Below are 17,434 nucleotides of genomic sequence, written 5' to 3'. Positions count from 1 at the left end.
GAAACGGCTTTTCTATAAGGGTTTGAAAATTTCTGACCCCATTTCAACTGTAACCACGTGAGCGCTCGTTGCTATATATCAGATTCGGTTATTGACCCGCATAACCTCCCCCATCCTCCCCCATCCTCTTCAGCTTTACAATTCAAAGTCCCCCTTTCCAAGGGGGATAATGGTGGATTTTACCCACCTATTGCGGCATCGTTTCAACCAGGCGGATAAACTCGGTTCGATAACCATCCAAATCTGCCCCTTTCGATTCGTTCGCCAGTTGCAAAACTTGCTCGAAACTGGAATTGCCTTGATATTCGGAATCCCGCAACAGCATCCCAAATTCGGCGACGGCAGCCGAAAACTTGAAATTATCGGAAGTTTGGTTGAAGGCGATCGCGCGATCGCGCACCGCTTCTTCAATCAACAAAGAAGCCGTTTCTTCCGGCGGTTTGTACCGCAATTTAACCCGCATCAACTCGTCACTTTTATAGGCTTCGGGACTGACGGTATTTTCCTGGAATGCCAACTCGTCAACCGGCGGCAATTCCACATCCGACTCCACCCCGGCGGGGATAATTTCATACAACGCCGTCACCGAATGTCCCGCCCCCAATTCCCCCGCATCTTTCGTATCGTCGCTGAAGTCTTGATTTTGCAGGCGGCGATTTTCGTAGCCGATCAATCGGTAGGCTTGCACCTTGGCGGGGTTGAACTCCACCTGTATTTTAACATCTTTGGCGATAGTAAACAAGGTTCCGCCCAACTCGCTGACCAAAACTTTTTTGGCTTCCAGCAAGTTATCGATGTAGGCGTAATTGCCGTTGCCCTTGTCCGCCAACTTTTCCATTTTGGAATCTTTATAATTGCCCGTGCCGAACCCCAAAACGGTGAGATAAATGCCGCGATCGCGGTAGGATTCGATCAGTCGCACCAATTCCCCATCGCTGGAAACGCCGACGTTAAAATCCCCGTCCGTGGCGAGAATCACCCGGTTATTTTTATCCTCCCCGGACATCCGGGTTGCCAGTTCGTAGGCGAGTTGAATGCCTTCACCCCCCGCCGTCGATCCCCCCGCCTCCAAGTTATTGATGGCGGCAATAATTTTCTCTTTTTCACTTCCCGGCGTGGGCGGCAACACCACCCCCGCAGCCCCCGCATAAACGGCGATCGCCACGCTGTCCCGTTCATCCAATTGATCCACCAACAACTGAAATCCGGACTTCAATAAAGGCAGTTTATTGGGGTCGTTCATCGAACCGGAAACGTCCAACAAAAACACCAAATTGCTGGGGGGCAGTTCTTCCGTCCGCATCTTTTTACCCTGCAAACCGATGTGAACCAATTGATGTTGGGGATTCCAGGGTGCTTGAGAAACTTCCGTCGTAATTGAAAACGGTTCTTCCCCTTGCGGTTGCGGATAATCGTAGGTAAAATAATTGATCAACTCCTCGATCCGCACGGCATCCACCGGAGGACGCTGCCCCCGATTGATAAAGCGGCGGACGTTGCTGTAGGATGCCGTATCGACATCGATTGAAAATGTGGAAAGGGGGTTACTTTCCGCCCGTAGAAAAGTATTTTCCTCGATCAGATCGTAGGCTTCCGTATTGGGAACCTCTTGCCGTGATTCTAACGCCGTTTGCGGTGCCATAACCGGCGGTGCTTCCGGCTGACTCAATTCCATCTCCATCGGGGCGCGATCGCCCGCTGCAACGGTTGCCGGAACTTCTTGTTGAGTTCCTTTATTTGCCTGATTGCAAGCCGTCACCAACAACAGGGGAATGACGCCGATTCCGGCGATCAAACGTTGAGACTTTTGACGCATCATATTCGCTCTCAGCCTAACTCATCAAAATGGCTTCAAGGTGAGGCGATCGCTTTCCGCAAAACATAAAATCTCTCCAATTATCGGTTCTGTAGGGGCGCAAGGCACGGCGCCCAAACTGCGCCCCATTTCATCCCTATCTCACACCTGAAACCGAAGTCGGATTGAGGAGATACAGCACCGCTTTTTTAGCAATTTCCTCCGACAGTTTGATCTGTTTGAGCGTCACTAACCCATCGTTGACGAACAGATCCCGAACCATCAGCTTATCGCCGCTGTTGAAAACGGTTTCGTAATACACCTCTTTGATGCCGGCGGAAATGATCAATTTCAGACAAGAAATGCACGGTTCGAGGGTGACGTAAATACTCGCCCCCGTACAGGAAATCCCGTGTTTTGCCGCCTGGGCGATCGCGTTCGCCTCCGCGTGAACCGCCCGCGAGGGCAGGGTTTTGCTGGCGTCGCAGCTACTGAGTCCCGGATAGCAGTATCCCTGGGCGGTACAGTGGACGGAACCGGAGGGGGAACCGTTGTAACCCGTCGCCAGAATTTGGCGATCTTTGACGATCACCGCCCCCACGGGAAACGCCAAACAGGTCGATCGCGTCGCCGCCAATTTCGCCATCATCAAAAAATACTCGTCCCAAGTGGGTCTGATGGGCGGTTCGTAATTTTGGGGGAAATCTTCCATTATTTTATACCCCGAAGCCTGTCGATCCAAATCCATTATCGCCCCTAACCGTCAAACTGAGTTGTTCGACGGCCTCCACTTCCACCCGCAAAATGGGCGCGATCGCCAATTGGGCGATTTTCATCCCCGGTGTTACGTTAAATGAAGTTTTGCCGTGATTGATTAAAATCACACCGATTTCCCCCCGATACCCCGCGTCAATGGTTCCGGGAGTATTCAAAACGGTGATCTGATGTTTCAGGGCTAAACCGCTTCTGGGGCGAACCTGGGCTTCCGTATTGGGGGGGAGGGCGATCGCGATTCCGGTGCGAATTAAGTGACTTTCCCCGGGTTGAATTTCGTAATTTTCGATGGAAAACAAATCGAGGGCGGCGTCGTCCTCGTGGGCGTATTTGGGCAGAATTGCGGACGGATTGAGACGTTTGACTTGCAGTTTCATGTGGGATTTTTATGGATTGAAGTTGTCGAGTATTTACCATCTGTCTTCATCAAACTTTCAATAGGTAAACTATTGGTGAAGCTTAAGGTGTTATAACAATATTTTCAAGTTCAATCTTTGGACAGGACAACTAAAATTTTTCTACCCGGCTGAAGGATCGTCAAAATCAAGTTCAAATTGTCCTTTTCTTCTTTGAACGACTTTTTCAAAAGAAACTTGAAATTCTTCCCATGTGTCAGAAGCTTGCATGAGAGTAATTACTGCATCTAATTGTGATTTTAAAGCTTTTTCTCCAACATCCGGGGTTAGACTTTGGAATAATCTTGCGTTATTGGGCGTTTTTCTTTTAAGTTCTTCCAAAACACCTTCAGGAAGTTGCTCGTAAATCAACTGATTTGTCCATTTTCCAACTATTCCGGGTCTTTTCTTGATCCCCGATACTGTAAAATCCCATTCTCTCAGTCTAAATATTTCTCGATAATAAACATCCGGGAATGTTTTTTGCCAAGCTCTCAATTCCTCAATAACAAAGGCTTTTATAATTTTTTGAAGCGCATCTTTTTCTCGGTCATATTGATAGCCTGTCGCTTCATCAATTAGAGCGATTAATCCTAATTTTGCAAAGCTTCTGACTAAAATTTCGCACTGAGACGCTATGATTTCTTGCCTGGGTCCCAAAGGTATATATTTTCGCGCTTCTAGGAAACCATCGCATAGATCTATAAGAACAGTTGCTTCATAACCATTAATTTTGGTTTTTCCTTTATAACAAACTATCGGTTTGAAATGGTCTTCTGACTTGCCTTTATATAAGTATGGTTTCAAAGTTTCCTGATCTAAATATCGATTCAATCTACTTCCTGGAGTTCGACTCCCATCTTCTTCATCTACCATTTTGAGCGCGTTCTGCATCCCTCTACTAGATAAGACTCGTCTGCCATCTTCTAAAATATAACAAGCTATAGTGGCGTTGCCGAGATGAATTTCACCTTCATGAGTTATTTTGTTCATTTGAACTAACCAGACCCTACACTACCATATTATAGTATAGTATTTTCAGTCTGATATCAAGTCCACCTGATTACTCGACATCAACCCGGCACCGTCAATCGGGTTAAACCTTTATCATACGGTGATTCTGGCGCTCTCTGACGCTGTTGGCGATCAACGGGACTTGATATGAGGATAAATTTTTTCTGAAGACAATATTTTTCTGGCTCTTACTTGTAAGCAGAGTTCATTACCCCAACCAGTCACTATAGTGCTATCACAGAAAACAGACCGAGAAATAGTGTGGGCGTATAGCATACGCCCACACCCGACACCCCACACCCTAATTATGGTGCGAGTCTGCCTTTGCCGAGGCGACTTTTTTGGTACCACTGGGCGATCGCGGGCGTCCAGTCTTCGACGTGGGGCCAGATCAGATCGCAGAGTTTTTGGATTTCCAGTTGGGCATCTTTTTTGAAGCGCAAATCCAGGAAGTGTAGGAGCGATCGCAGATTGAAACTCACCACGAAATGCTGGCGGTAATCGAAGGGGATTTTTCCCCTCGCGTGTTCTTCCGAAAAGCCATTTTCCAAATCGGCTTTGTAGCGTTTCGCCGCTTCCAAACACCAGTCCAAATCCGCCTGACGCTGTTCGGGGGAATAATAGTATTTTTTCCCTTGGCGATCGCTGTACTCTCCCACGGGACGCAAATAAAAGATATCTTCCAAATCTTTTTTGCCCTCGACAAGTTCGACGATCTGATTTCCCGTGTACCGATAAGAATTGTGAACCACAATTCCATTGGCAACAAAATTATGCCACGGCCCCTCGACCTCAATATCGTAAGTCATTTGTTTGCCAATGTATTCGATTTGAGTGACTTTTACCGGATGCGCTTTCAGTTGTTTATTGGTGAGTTTATATTGATTTGTTCGCTCCTTAAATGTGAACTCTAATTCTGGATTTATTTGCAAAACTCCATTGCACATCAACTCGCAATCTTTCGTCGTCGCCAAAACTTCGTGATTGTCGTCAACTATCAAACCCAAAGCATCGCCCATACTCTGCCAACCTTCGACAGTCAGAAGACGATGATTGACCGTACAATCTAGGGTTTTTCCATCTGCAAGCGTCAGCCGATAGATGGGTTGTAAACCGCTACACATCACATGATTGACGTGACCGATTTGAAAAGTTCCGGTTTCCTCATTCAGAACCCGCAGGGACATTTTCTGAATCTGTTTCTTGGCATCGCGGCGGTATTCTCCCGGCGGTTCGCCGTTGCGATCGACAATTTTGCAAGTCCGAATCGCTTTTTCTCCGTTTTCCCAAATATCGTATAAATCGGCAATTTTTATTTTTCTCAAACTGTCGCCGGCTTTAATAAAGGTGACTTCTGTATCACCCGCCAAACATTGCACGTCGAAAGAAATTCCCACCCGGTGAGTTCTCGCCTGCTGCATGACGCTGTGAGGAAAATAGCCGCAGTTGAACACAATAGATGGGTGTTCCAGGGGGCCGTAGTGTCCCCGTTCCCCGGCCAGAAGACGTTTGACAATAATTTCCCCGGCTTCCGACTCCGAGGGCCAGGACTCCCGCTCGTCGAAGACAAATCCATCCGTATAATCCTGATGCATCGCCGCGTAAATGACCTGTTGCGGGTTGGGGGTTTTGGCGATAACTTCGACTCGAAACCGTTCCATTACAATTCAAAATGCGCCTTTATTATTAAAGCACAACGATCGCAAAATTGGGTTATATTAAATCGTAGATTTAGAACGGAAAAATGCGATTATCCGACCGATTTACCGAAGCCCTGACCTACGCGACGGAATTGCACGCCGATCAGATTCGCAAGGGGTCTGGAGTCCCCTACGTTTCCCATCTGTTGGGAGTGGCCAGCTTGGCCCTGGAATACGGGGCGGACGAGGACGAGGCGATCGCGGCCCTCCTCCACGACGCGATCGAAGATCAGGGGGGAGCGGAAACCGGCGAAGAGATCCGAAAGCGGTTCGGCGATCGGGTGTTGGAAATCGTCGAGGGTTGCACCGACAGCCACACCAGCCCGAAACCCCCCTGGCGGGAACGGAAAGAAGCCTACATCGCCCACATCCCCACAGCCTCCGACTCGGTGCGGTTGGTGTCGGCCTGTGACAAACTCTACAACGCCCGCACCATTTTAAAAGATTACCGCCAAATTGGGGAACAGTTGTGGGAGCGATTCACCGGCCGGCGGGACGGCACACTCTGGTATTATCGATCACTGGTGGAGGCTTTTCGCCAAGCCCGGTCAACCCCGGTGGTGGAGGAACTCGAACGGGTGGTGGAGGAACTCGAACGGTTGTCGCCAACGTGAGTTTCACTCGTCATCGTCGTCAAAAAATTCGATGTGGGTCGTGTCCGAGTCCGGTTCCGTGATTTCCGTCGCCGCCAATTCCTCCAAGTCCGGAATCGGCTTTTCGGTCGTGGGGACTGCCGTCGCTTTCAAGCGAATTAAAAGGCGCGGTCCGGTGTGTCCGAGTCGCACCACCATGCCATCGACGATCCGTTTTTTTGTCACCGTCTGATTGTTGACATAAGTGCCGTTCGCACCGAAATTGACCAGTTCCCATCCGGATGCTTTGTTCCACAGCTCCAGATGGTGCCGGGAAACGACCGCATTTCCGACGACAACATCGTTATCTTTGGCCCGGCCGATCCGCACGATCGGCTTGTCCTCAAAAGCCCAATGGTGCAGCGGAAGCGGTCGATTTGAATGAAGCAGAATCAGAGTAATCACACGACAATTTACACCGCGAACAAATCGGAATGGGGCAGCTTTAAATGGTGTCGGACCGAACCACTCATTGGGAACACCCGCCGGGGCAACAGATGAGAAGTTGGTGGCTTTCCGGGAGAATGGATTCCCGCCCCTCCGATGGGGATTGCCCGCCACGACCCGCGCCCGAAATGGCAGATTCTGGCAATTGCCAATCCGGACGGCTTACCAGACTCTTCCCTAGAATAACATCAGTACCGATTCGGATCGATTGATTTCCGACTCAGAATCCATTGTCTTCCCCGACCCACTAAGGATCTCGAACCGGTTCGGTTTCGGTGATCTCCTCCCGATCCCACGGTTCCGGCACATCACATTCCGACGATGGCAGTGTGGGGAGAACTTCGAGTTGAATTCCCGCGTCGGGAGTTCGCAGGATATGAGATGAATGAAAGGAAGATTTGGGAGATGAGAGCGAGTATTGAGGTTGGCCGAGGTTGAATCGGATTTGAGGACCCGAGATTGCCAGGTGGATGATTTGTCCGTCCGCGATCGCCTCCTCGATAATAGGCAGGCCGTCGATGTAAGTTCCGTTGGTTCCCAAATTGATCACCTTCCAGATCCGGCCAACGCGGCGCAGTTCGACGTGAAAGCGGGAGACGACAGAACTGTAAAGCACAACCTGATTTTTGAGCGATCGCCCGATCCGGACGACCGTATCTTCTTCAAACGTCCAACTTCGCACCGGAATGGACGGTCGAGGGTGTAACAGAGTTAGGGTAATCACATTGCCAGTGTTGAATTTCAAGAGGGCACCCAAAAATAATTGTATCGGGCAATTGTGAGGGCAAGCCAAGCGGCGTCCCCACCCCATTTTCGCCGGTGAGAACCCGAAATGTCGAGTGCGCCCCCCGAACGGAGCTCGACCGGGGACTAGGACAACTGAAAGATGAAAGACACCAGATCCCCCTTGCCCAACGAGATGCGATCGCCCGGCCGCAGGCGGTGGCGGTTGCCTTTCGGCAGGGGGATGTTGTTGATGTAGGTTCCGTTGGAGCTGCCCACATCTTCGATGTAGTAGGCATCCCCCTCGACCCGAATATCAGCGTGGGTCCGGGACACCACCTCGGCGTGGGGGAAGCCGGAAACGTCAACGTCCGGCGGCACCAAATCGTTGGGTTTGCCGATGTGAATCACCGAGAGGTTGGGGGGCAACTCCAACTGATTTTGACTTTGGACGTGCATCAACGAGGCGGACTGTTTTTGAAGTTGGGTCGCCGGGTTGGTGGCCCCAGAAACGGCGGCGATCGGCGCGGCGGGTTGAGGCGCGGGAGAAACGGGGGGGGCGGCGGCCGGGTCGGGTATCGGCGTTTCCGGCAAGTCCGGGGAGATGGTCGGGGCTGGGGTCGGAGATAGATTAGATGTAGCCACCGGTGCAGCGGTCGAGAGCGGCTCGGGGTCGGGGATGGGGTCGGGAGCGGTCAAATCTGGGGGGGGCGAGACTTGGGTGGGAATCGCCGCCGGATTTTGATTTTCCTCGTCGCCGGGACTCGGCTGCAGGTTGTAACCGCACTGGCCGCAAAACGCCGCGTCCGTCTGGACGGTGGCGCCACAATTGGGGCAGTCTGTAGTCGTCGGCAGGGGGGTGTAGCAAGCCTCGCACTGGGTCGCCCCCTCGGGGTTCTGGTGGTTGCAATTGGGACAGACGATCATCTCACTTCTCCTCGTGGTACGGACAGGCGATCGCACCGATCGGATGATTAGATCCTAACCTACCATCATCGAGAAATAGCGGAGACTTTGAGGGCTCCCGGATTGCGGAAAAAGTTTGTCGGGCCAGTAGATTGTTTAGAGAATCGTGGTAAATTGTTGAGTGCTCGCCTTAGCCTCGCCGTTCATCCCGATCGCTTGAGGCACAATGGAAGGCGGAAGCTCGAATGGGGGTGCCGGGAAGAATTGACAATTGACGATTAAAAATTGACAATTATCAATTCCTTCGACCCGTCTCGAACGGCCCCCACCCCGGGAGCCGATTTCTCCCCAGCTCCCATTCTAAATCGAACCGACCCCGACCTCTTCCGGACGGGGGAGGTATCGACCCTTCCATGCAATTAACCTCTATAGATCGAATCGCGAAACTCGAACCCATGCCAAATCCTTCTTTGCAAGAAGAAACTTCCATCCCGGAAAAGGCTGACGAGAGCCAATCCAAAGAGGTATTCAATCCTTCTTTGCGGGAAACTCCTGTTCACGAACCGGCCGACGTGATCCCATCCAAACAGCAAGAGTCGCTGTTGGACTGGCTCAAGCGCACCGGACGCCTGATTGCTCGGGATACCCTCGAACCGGTCGAGGGTTACAGACCAGAGGAAGAGGAAATTTCCGAACTCATCGTCGATGATACGTCCGACGACTACGGGGACAACGATGAAGAAATGGAAGAATAAGACGGCGTGACGGGTTGCGGGGGATGGACGGCGGTTGAGGCGTTCCCGTGGAGCAGATGCGTTTGACAAATTGCTCGCGAGTTCTTTGGTGTTGAGGATTGATTCAAAAAAACCGTGGATAGTAAATTTGCTGATTCCAGGTCGCCCAAACTTGCGGGATGGCACTTGCTACTCTTTCTGAGTTTGAGCTCGGGCGCTTTCCTCGTCGGCTTGGATGTAATCGCCAACGAGCTGCTGCCGGCCCAAATGTCCCTGTTCGTGCCCTTCGTCATCTGCGCTCTGGCGGTTGGCGCCGCCGGACAGTGGACGGTGCCGATGTTGAGGCGGATCAAAGCCGGACAGTTCATCCGGGAAGACGGCCCCCAGAGACATCTCAAGAAAGCCGGAACCCCCACGATGGGCGGCATCTTTTTCATCCCGGTGGGAGTGGCCACCGCCGCGGCCGGATCGGGCTTCTACCCGGATGTCATCGCCGTGTGTACCCTCACCCTCGCCTACGGGGCGATCGGATGGCTGGATGACTGGCAAATTTTGAGACGGAAATCCAACAAGGGCATCTCGCCCAAAATGAAACTGGCGCTGCAAGTCGGATTTGCAGTGCTGTTTTGTCTGTGGATGGCCCGGACCGGACCCGACGCGGCGTCCGCGATCGCCCTACCCCTGGGCCTGACATTATCCCTGGGCTGGCTCTTTTGGCCCCTGGCTACCTTCGTCCAAGTTGCCGAAAGCAACGCCACCAACCTGACGGACGGGGTGGACGGCTTGATGGGGGGATTGGGGGCGATCGCATTTTTGGGGATGGCCGCCCACCTCGCCCCCACCTCCCCGGAATTAACCCTGTTTTGCGTCTGCCTGTCCGGGAGTTGCCTGGGATTCGTCACCCACAACCGCAACCCCGCCAAAGTCTTCATGGGGGACACGGGCGCCCTAGCCCTGGGGGGAGCCCTAGCCGGTGTCGCCCTCCTCAGCAATAGTCTCTGGGTGTTACTGATTTTGAGCGGTATTTTCCTGGCCGAAACCCTCTCCGTGATCGCCCAAGTCCTGTACTACAAAGCCACCAAAGGCCCCGACGGCGTTGGGAAACGCCTGTTCAAAATGGCCCCCCTCCACCACCACCTGGAGCTGTGCGGGTGGTCGGAAACCCAGGTGGTGGGCTGTTTCTACCTCGTCCAAGCCCTGCTGGTCTGGGTCGGCCTCGTCCTCGGCGCCTGATGGGTTTGTAGTTTGGGAACCGGCGAAGTTAGAAAATATAGCAACGAGCGATGGCGTGGTAACAGTTGAAATGGGGTCAGAACCAGGGGCTCTATCCCCTTGTTAAAACCCTTATAGAAAAGCCGTTTCAGTTCCCGATTCCCGATTCCCGATGCTCGAGGACCGCGCGCAGCGCTATAAAAGTGTATGCAACTGTTTTGACTTCCACCCGGCCACCCCGACCATGCCCTACGTTTCCGTTGTCATTCCCATCTATAACGGCGAAACCGACCTCCCCGACCTGATCGCCTGCCTGCGATCGCAGACCTACCCCGCCACCGACGTCGAATACCTGCCGGTGGACAACAACAGCCGCGATCGCACCCCGGAACTCCTCGCCGCCGCCGAAGACCCGACCTTTCCCCTGCGCCCCCTCTCGGAAACCCAAATTCAGAGTTCCTACGCCGCCCGCAACCGCGGCATCCGCGCCGCCACGGGGGAAATTATCGCCTTCACCGACGCCGACTGCCGCCCCGAACCCCAATGGCTCGAAGCCCTGCTGCAACCCTTCCAGGACGATCAAATTGGCCTGGTGGTGGGGGAAATCCTCGCCCTACCGGGCGACACCCTCCTGGAACGGCACGCCGATCGCCAGGACACTCTTTCCCAAAAATACACCCTCGCCCACCCCTTCTACCCCTACGGCCAGACGGCGAATTTGGCGGTGCGACGGGAGGCTTTCGTCAAGGCGGGGCTGTTCCGCCCCCACCTCACCACCGGGGGAGACGCAGACCTGTGCTGGCGCATCCAGCGCGACACCGACTACCAACTGGCCTTCATGGAAAAGGCGGTGGTCAGACACCGCCACCGCGCCACCCTGCGATCGCTCCGCAGCCAGTGGCGGCGTTACGGGGAGTCCAACCGCTACCTCCACGACCTGCACGGGGTGGACTTGATGAAAGAGATGACACCCGCAGATTACGCCTACCGCCTGGGGCGCTGGCTGGTGAAGGAATTTCCCGCCAAAGGTTTGAAAGCGATCGCCGGCCGGGGGGACTGGGTGGACGCGATCGGTACCCCCATCGGCCTGCTGAACGCGCGATCGCGGGCAGAAGGCCAGCGGGAAGCTGTCCTCTCGGAACAGGCCAGACAGATCGAGTGGCTGTGAGGATAATTGATAATTGATCATTGATAATTGATAATTGATCATTGATAATTGATAATTATTTATTGTTGATGCATTCCCAGCTCCCCGCGTGTGGCGCTATAAAATGGGAAGGTTGAGCTAGGTTGTCGCGCCCATGAATGTCACACCTGTTATTCCCCGTTCCACTCAGACCCTCACCCGAGTGGGGGTCATCGGCGGCGGACAGTTGGCCTGGATGATGGGGGGCGCGGCCCGGGATCTGGGCCTGTCCCTGATCGTGCAAACCCCCCACGGCAGCGATCCGGCCGTTCCCTTCGCCGCGGATACGGTTCTGGCGGCGATCGAAGATGCGGGGGCGACCGCAGAATTGGCGAAACGCTGCGATGTGATCACCTTTGAAAACGAGTTTATCGACCTGGATGCCTTATCAGTCCTAGCTCAGTCGGGAGTCTGTTTCCGCCCCCGTCTGGAAGCCCTCGCGCCACTGCTGGACAAGTTTGACCAACTGTGTCAGTTGCGGGATCTGGGAATCCCCGTGCCGCGCTTCGAGGCATTGACCCGGGTTGGGGGCGACGGCGACCCCGACATCGACCACGGTTTGGGCTATCCGGTGGTTTTGAAGGCCCGACGCCACGGCTACGACGGCCAGGGGACCTTCATCATCCCCGATGCGGAAACCCTGGCCCGAACTTGGGCGAAATTCGGCTATCCCCCCATGTTGTTGCAGGAGTTCGTCCCCTTCGAGCGGGAATTGGCTGCGATCGCAGCCCGTTCGGTGGCGGGGGACGTGGCGATTTTCCCGATCGTGGAGACGGTCCAAGAGGACCAGGTGTGCCACCGCGTCATCGCCCCGGCGAATATCGCGGCGGATGCGGCGGCGTCCATGGATGCGATCGCCCGCACCCTCCTCAAGGGGTTGGACGTGGTGGGGGTGTTCGGGATCGAGTTCTTCCTGACGGCCGACGGGCGCATTTTGGTGAATGAAATCGCTCCCCGCACCCACAATTCCGGCCACTTCAGTTTAGATGCCTGCGAAACCTCCCAATTCGAGCAACATTTGCGGGCGGTTTGCGGCTTGCCCCTGGGAAATCCGAGTCTCAAGTGCGGGGGGGCGGTGATGGTGAATTTGTTGGGGTTCGAGTTCGCCAAATCTGACGATTTGCAAAAGCGGGAACAACTCGCGGCGATCCCCCGGGCGAAGGTCCACTGGTACGGGAAAACCGAGTCCCGCCCGGGCCGAAAATTGGGTCACGTGACGGTATTGATCGACGCGGACAACCCGGATATCCGACAGGCGGAGGCGGAGGCGATCGCTCGGCGGGTGGAGGCGATTTGGTACGAAAAATGATCCGGTATGAGTGACGGCGAAACTGTATAACTCATCAGTGGCGGGCGATCGCTCCGTAATTTCTCGGAGATTTCGCCCCCACCCAGGTATTGAAACGGAAACTAAAGTTCAGTAATCGTACTGTGGTTGATACAGGATGTCGGTGGCTAACCTAGATATAGGTTCTCTCCCAGAGAGTCAGAGCTTTCTATTTCGGGTCTTTCAACCTCAAAAATCGGGTTGTTCAACCCCCAAACTGAGGGTGCTCTCGCCGGTTATTGAACGAGCACGACTAGGAGTCAGAATTTTATGTCCAAGCAATGCGTTGATATCAAACGATACGTGATCAAAGTTCAACTGTATCCCGAAGCATCCCACGACACGGAAATCAATCCCGAAATTTCGATGGAACAGGAAGTCTTTGCCGTCCTCGACGAAGATGGCGGGGGGTGGAAAGTTTGGCAACCCGACGCCTACAAAGAAGGGGGTTATTCCGTCACCGCTTCCGATCGCATGGCCGCAATTTTATCTTCCCTGCACCAGCGCCACTGCCACCCCGCCTGATCTTAAGTTCGGATCGTCAGTGATCATACAGATTTCTGATTATAGCGCAGCGCGCAGGTAATCCGTAATAGAAAATAGGGAATAGGGAACTCAAATCACCGTTCTATCAGGGTTTCGGGTACAGCCCCCTTTCCGAAACTTTGACCACTAGAGCGCTCCTGGCTATATTGTAGAAATAGTTGGGATTCAAACTATTTGAGCGGACATGATATGATGTCAAAAAAAATAGCTGTCCTTGGGCCAGGACAGCTCCCTCAGAGAGGGGATCGGTGGGTATTTTTACGGGTTGATTATTTCAGTTGTTCAACCTTAAGATTCGATTCCCTCTCCTGGCTCGGTGGTTTCTAAGTTATCGGGATCGACGTAATAGCAGACGGAATCCAGGCAGATCAGCGCCCATCCGGAATCTTCGATGTTTTTGAGTTTGTAGGCGCCCTGGTGGACAAAAAAGCCTTTGTGGTTGCGGGTTTCAGCCTTGACGTAGACTTGGGTATCATTACTCATAATCTTTCAACTCCTTCTGTTATCAAAATGAATCTGTCAACCGGATCGGGTTTGTTAATGAGTGAAGTTACCAAATCTTATCATTTACAACTCGAATTGTCGGTTAAATAATATTATCTTTTGTAAAGGAGTTTGAAGAAGCCGCCCCGTATCTATACTCATCTTCACCGAAAATCGCCCGGGCGGAGCTCCCGTTTTGGGGGCGATACTGCCAACAATATGGCATTTTTCGGGGTCACACTTCCAGCAACCACCGTTTGACTCGGTTCAAACTTTTCCAATCCGGCTTTCGCGCCAATCCCTCTTGAAAATTCTTTTTCACCTCCTCGAGCCAATCGGAATCGGCCATAATCATCTGTTGGGCCATTTCCACATGGGAGCGGACGCCGGTTTTATTCAACTCCAACATCGACAGGGCCAAATTCACCCGCGCTTGGGGGTCGTGGGGATTCAACTTGACGGCGGACTTGGCGGCTTTGTAGGCGGCGTTGGGTTTGTCGGCGAGGAGGTACAGCCAAGCCAGACTCGTCCAGGCGTTGCTATTTTTCGGGGCGCGATCGCACACTTGGCGAAATACGGGGATGATATTCTCGGGCGCTTCCCCCGCCTGGTAGCGCTCGAATCCTTCCTTAAACAGTTCTTCCGGGGTTTGGGTCGTCACGGCGGTCTACTCCATTCATTCTGCGACAGGACAAAGGCGATCGGTGATCTGACGAGATCAAAAACCGATCGCCCCCGATTGTAGCGGATCGAGTGCCATGGGAACTGAGATCAGATCCGGTTTAAGTCCAGAGGAGGCACAGGAGGCACAGGAGGCACAGGAGGCAGAGAATCTCCACTTCCTGTTGCCTATTGCCAGATGAGCTGTTGCCTCCCCTACTCCCCTAAGTGGCGAAGGACTTGCCGCAGCCACAGGTTTGGCTGGCATTGGGGTTGGTAAACTGGAAGCCACCGCCGATCAGGGAGTCGCTGTAGTCGAGGACCATGCCGTAGATGTACAGCAAGCTTTTCGGGTCGCAGACGACTTGGAAACCCTCGTAGTCGAAGGTCTCATCGGTTTCCTGGATCTGGTCGGGGGCGATAAAATCCATCATGTAAGACATCCCGGAACATCCGCCCTGACGAACCCCCACGCGCAAATAGAGGTCTTGTCCTTGCTTTTCCCGGAGGAAGAGCACCTGCTTGATGGCGGAATCCGTCATCTGAATGCCCTGGGCTTGAGGCTGAGTGGCTTGTGTCATGGGTTGTCCCAACTCCTTATGATTGCGAACGCTTCAAAACTTTTTATCTATGCCGAATTTAACTTGTATTGTATCAACTCAACTTCATTTGGGTGAAACCCGCCATCGAAATTCACCGGATCTGAAGGGGGTGGAGGGGGGGAAATGGATCATTTCGATCGCGGCAGCGTGACTTTTCGGGGCGTCCGGGTCTTCTGCCAGACTCATTTTGCCATACAATTAATTGATATGAGCGATCCAAGCCCTCTGGGCCTCCGACATCCATCCCGGTTCCGAGATGTCCGACTCGGCAGTTGATCGCGGACCGATCCTTCACCCGATGGCGCGATCGGCAATTTCGGATCGAGACGGGGTGATTTGAAGAACCTAGCAACTTCGTCTGAGAATTATGTAGGATCGTAGTCTGGTAGCAGAACCGAAAAAAATAGGATCTCAATGGCACGTCTCAACGCTTCAACCCTCCGTCGGCTGCAAAATTTACCCGCCATTCCGAGCGTGTGGGAGGGCGACCGCCGTCCGATCGCTCCGGAGTCCGGTGCGAGTTTGGAGGGAGATGCCGAGGCGGGCGGCGAATGTATCATTTGGGTGGACGGGTCCCAAGGGATGGTGCGGGCGATGGATATGGTGCCGGCCGAGATGGGACCCGAAGCGATCGTCCGGACCCTGCTGCGGGCGATGGAGCACCCCCAAAGTCCGACACCGGCGGCTCGGCCCCAAAAAATTGTCGTCAAAGATCGGGAAATCCAATTTTTCCTGCGCGGCGTCTTGCAGGATCTCGATATCGTCATCGACTACGTGCCGGACCTGCCGCTCATCGACGAGATCTTTCGGGGACTTCAGGAAGTCGCGGACTCCCGCCCCCCCCAACTCCCCCGCCAGTATGCGGAGGCCCTCACGGAAAAAGCTTACGAAATTTGGCGGGATGCGCCCTGGGAGAAGCTGGGCGAACATCAAATTTTGTCCCTCGAGGTGAATCAGTTCGATGTCGGCACCCTCTATGTGTCCACCCTGGGCAAGCTGGGGATGGATTACGGGGTGCTGATGTACCGCTCCCTGGACTCCCTGCGACGGTTTCGAGAGCGGGTGGTGGTCCGGGAACCTTTCGACAACCTGGAAGAGGCTTTTTTGACCCAGGATTGCCTGTTCGTTACCTTCGAGCGATCGCAGGAATTGGACGAGGACGATGACGATGACGTGAATTGGGCGGCCCTGCCACTCTCGGAAATTCAGCCCAATTTCGGCAACCTCCACCCCCTCGAAGGGCTGCGATCGATCCTCTACGACGAAGAGGCGGGGCTGATGCTGGTGGCTCTGGAAGCCCTGCACCGCTTTTTGCGCGATTTCCGCTACAAGTTGAGTCCCCGTGCCTTCCCTAGTCTCTCCAAGCGATATCGGATTCCGTCTCCCCAGCCGGAGGAGGGCAAAAAGCTGATTTCGGTGAAGGTGGAAACCCTCCCCGAGGTGGCGGACGAACTGATGGAGATGGTGAACGAGGCGGAAGCCGAGGAGGAGGAGTTGGAATTCGATGTCCCGGTGTTGCGGGACGATCTGGTTCCCCCGAAGTCGTTTTTGAGTTTGGGCGTGGTTCCCTGGGAGACGGCTGAGTATTTGCGGGAACACGCCAAGTTTCACCAACCCCCGGAGGTGGAAATTCCCGAGGAAGGAGACGGCTTGCCGGTGATTTTGATTCAAACTTCCAAGCCGAAAGCCCAGGCGTTGATTCAGAATTTGCAGGACGCCGGGGGGTTGATCGGCATCTGTTTCAACCCGGGGGAAGATCCGGCGGAGGGTCGAAATTACGACCTGGGAATTTTGAAAACCGAAGACGGCGATTTGCACTTGTTCGGGGAGTTTGAAGAGGACGACCCTACTCACCGGGAAGCCCGGAAAAAGTGGGAGCGACGCTGCAGCGAAACCCGAGGCTGGTGCGGCCTGATCATCGCGATGGGTCTGACGGGCGCCTCCCGGGGTCAACCGGGTTTCAAGGATATGATGGCCCTGCTGGAGGTGCGATCGCTCTCCCCCCAGGAGTTGGGATTGGGTCCGCTGCAGTTGATGCCGTCGGCGTTTTGAACAATTAAAAATTAAAAATTAATCATGATTAATTTTTAATTAATGCTCCGGCTTCCGACTCGTCGGATTTGATGTGGCTTTCTGGCAATTGTCAATTTTGGCGGATGAAGGGCGATCGCGCCCGATTTTTGGGTGAACTGAAGGATGACCAGAAAAGGCGAAAGTGTTGACAATTTTACCCGCGGCAAAGATAAAAAAATGATAAATCTGGTATAAACGATCTCTTTTGAGTTAAAATGTAATTAG

At 53.6% G+C, this 17,434-nt stretch carries 18 protein-coding genes; 7 read left to right on the top strand and 11 right to left on the bottom strand.

Translation table 11 applies throughout. The annotated features are described in order from the left end of the window. Positions 1–187: 187 nt before the first annotated feature. The 5 genes from LKE08_RS21340 to LKE08_RS21320 form a co-directional block, all read right to left on the bottom strand. On the bottom strand, positions 188–1,819 hold the full coding sequence (locus LKE08_RS21340) for a VWA domain-containing protein (RefSeq protein ID WP_324706276.1): 1,632 nt from the start codon (positions 1,817–1,819) through the stop codon (positions 188–190). Positions 1,820–1,952: 133 nt separating this feature from the next. Then, on the bottom strand, positions 1,953–2,507 hold the full coding sequence (locus LKE08_RS21335) for a dCMP deaminase family protein (protein WP_324706275.1): 555 nt from the start codon (positions 2,505–2,507) through the stop codon (positions 1,953–1,955). A 4-nt stretch (positions 2,508–2,511) separates the two neighbouring features. After that, on the bottom strand, positions 2,512–2,946 hold the full coding sequence (dut, locus tag LKE08_RS21330) for a dUTP diphosphatase (RefSeq protein WP_324706274.1): 435 nt from the start codon (positions 2,944–2,946) through the stop codon (positions 2,512–2,514). A gap of 141 nt (positions 2,947–3,087) precedes the next feature. Beyond that, positions 3,088–3,957, bottom strand: a complete 870-nt coding sequence (locus tag LKE08_RS21325; protein WP_324706273.1) for a P63C domain-containing protein — start codon at positions 3,955–3,957, stop codon at positions 3,088–3,090. A gap of 326 nt (positions 3,958–4,283) precedes the next feature. Continuing rightward, on the bottom strand, positions 4,284–5,639 hold the full coding sequence (locus LKE08_RS21320; protein ID WP_324706272.1) for an FAD-dependent thymidylate synthase: 1,356 nt from the start codon (positions 5,637–5,639) through the stop codon (positions 4,284–4,286). 83 nt (positions 5,640–5,722) lie between these two features. On the opposite strand from LKE08_RS21320, the gene LKE08_RS21315 reads away from it, so the two are divergent. Beyond that, on the top strand, positions 5,723–6,292 hold the full coding sequence (locus LKE08_RS21315; RefSeq protein WP_324706271.1) for an HD domain-containing protein: 570 nt from the start codon (positions 5,723–5,725) through the stop codon (positions 6,290–6,292). 3 nt (positions 6,293–6,295) lie between these two features. On the opposite strand, the gene LKE08_RS21310 is transcribed toward LKE08_RS21315, so the two are convergent. The 3 genes from LKE08_RS21310 to LKE08_RS21300 form a co-directional block, all read right to left on the bottom strand. Next, positions 6,296–6,715, bottom strand: a complete 420-nt coding sequence (locus tag LKE08_RS21310) for an FHA domain-containing protein (RefSeq protein ID WP_324706270.1) — start codon at positions 6,713–6,715, stop codon at positions 6,296–6,298. A 289-nt stretch (positions 6,716–7,004) separates the two neighbouring features. Then, positions 7,005–7,481: an FHA domain-containing protein gene (locus LKE08_RS21305; RefSeq protein WP_324706269.1), complete on the bottom strand. Its 477-nt coding sequence runs from the start codon at positions 7,479–7,481 to the stop codon at positions 7,005–7,007. A gap of 146 nt (positions 7,482–7,627) precedes the next feature. After that, entirely contained in the window at positions 7,628–8,407 is a 780-nt protein-coding gene (locus tag LKE08_RS21300) for an FHA domain-containing protein (protein WP_324706268.1), read from the bottom strand. Between the two features lie 434 nt (positions 8,408–8,841). Between LKE08_RS21300 and LKE08_RS21295 the strand changes: the two genes are divergently transcribed. The 5 genes from LKE08_RS21295 to LKE08_RS21275 all read left to right on the top strand — a co-directional run bounded on the left by LKE08_RS21295 (position 8,842) and on the right by LKE08_RS21275 (position 13,370). Then, the gene (locus LKE08_RS21295; protein WP_324706267.1) at positions 8,842–9,141 is read left to right on the top strand and encodes a DUF3134 domain-containing protein; all 300 of its coding nucleotides are present in this window, start codon (positions 8,842–8,844) and stop codon (positions 9,139–9,141) included. A 114-nt stretch (positions 9,142–9,255) separates the two neighbouring features. Beyond that, on the top strand, positions 9,256–10,353 hold the full coding sequence (gene mraY, locus LKE08_RS21290) for a phospho-N-acetylmuramoyl-pentapeptide-transferase (protein ID WP_324706266.1): 1,098 nt from the start codon (positions 9,256–9,258) through the stop codon (positions 10,351–10,353). A 223-nt stretch (positions 10,354–10,576) separates the two neighbouring features. Beyond that, entirely contained in the window at positions 10,577–11,500 is a 924-nt protein-coding gene (locus tag LKE08_RS21285) for a glycosyltransferase (RefSeq protein ID WP_324706265.1), read from the top strand. A 133-nt stretch (positions 11,501–11,633) separates the two neighbouring features. Beyond that, complete coding sequence (locus LKE08_RS21280) at positions 11,634–12,827, top strand: 5-(carboxyamino)imidazole ribonucleotide synthase (protein ID WP_324706264.1); 1,194 nt, start codon at positions 11,634–11,636, stop codon at positions 12,825–12,827. Between the two features lie 288 nt (positions 12,828–13,115). After that, entirely contained in the window at positions 13,116–13,370 is a 255-nt protein-coding gene (locus LKE08_RS21275; RefSeq protein ID WP_324706263.1) for a hypothetical protein, read from the top strand. A gap of 309 nt (positions 13,371–13,679) precedes the next feature. On the opposite strand, the gene LKE08_RS21270 is transcribed toward LKE08_RS21275, so the two are convergent. The 3 genes from LKE08_RS21270 to LKE08_RS21260 form a co-directional block, all read right to left on the bottom strand. Beyond that, complete coding sequence (locus LKE08_RS21270; protein ID WP_324706262.1) at positions 13,680–13,874, bottom strand: hypothetical protein; 195 nt, start codon at positions 13,872–13,874, stop codon at positions 13,680–13,682. Between the two features lie 235 nt (positions 13,875–14,109). Next, complete coding sequence (locus LKE08_RS21265) at positions 14,110–14,535, bottom strand: tetratricopeptide repeat protein (protein WP_324706261.1); 426 nt, start codon at positions 14,533–14,535, stop codon at positions 14,110–14,112. A 223-nt stretch (positions 14,536–14,758) separates the two neighbouring features. Continuing rightward, entirely contained in the window at positions 14,759–15,115 is a 357-nt protein-coding gene (locus LKE08_RS21260; protein ID WP_324706260.1) for an iron-sulfur cluster assembly accessory protein, read from the bottom strand. Between the two features lie 435 nt (positions 15,116–15,550). Here LKE08_RS21260 and LKE08_RS21255 point away from each other — a divergent pair, with 435 nt between their 5' ends. Then, positions 15,551–17,188, top strand: a complete 1,638-nt coding sequence (locus LKE08_RS21255) for a DUF6930 domain-containing protein (RefSeq protein ID WP_324706259.1) — start codon at positions 15,551–15,553, stop codon at positions 17,186–17,188. Positions 17,189–17,434: the final 246 nt, after the last annotated feature.

The organism is Lyngbya sp. CCY1209, from assembly GCF_035615495.1.
In the GTDB taxonomy this organism is placed as follows: Bacteria; Cyanobacteriota; Cyanobacteriia; order Cyanobacteriales; family Microcoleaceae; genus Limnospira.
Note: the sequence above shows the minus strand (reverse complement) of the source record. Positions and strands in the feature narration are given on the sequence as shown.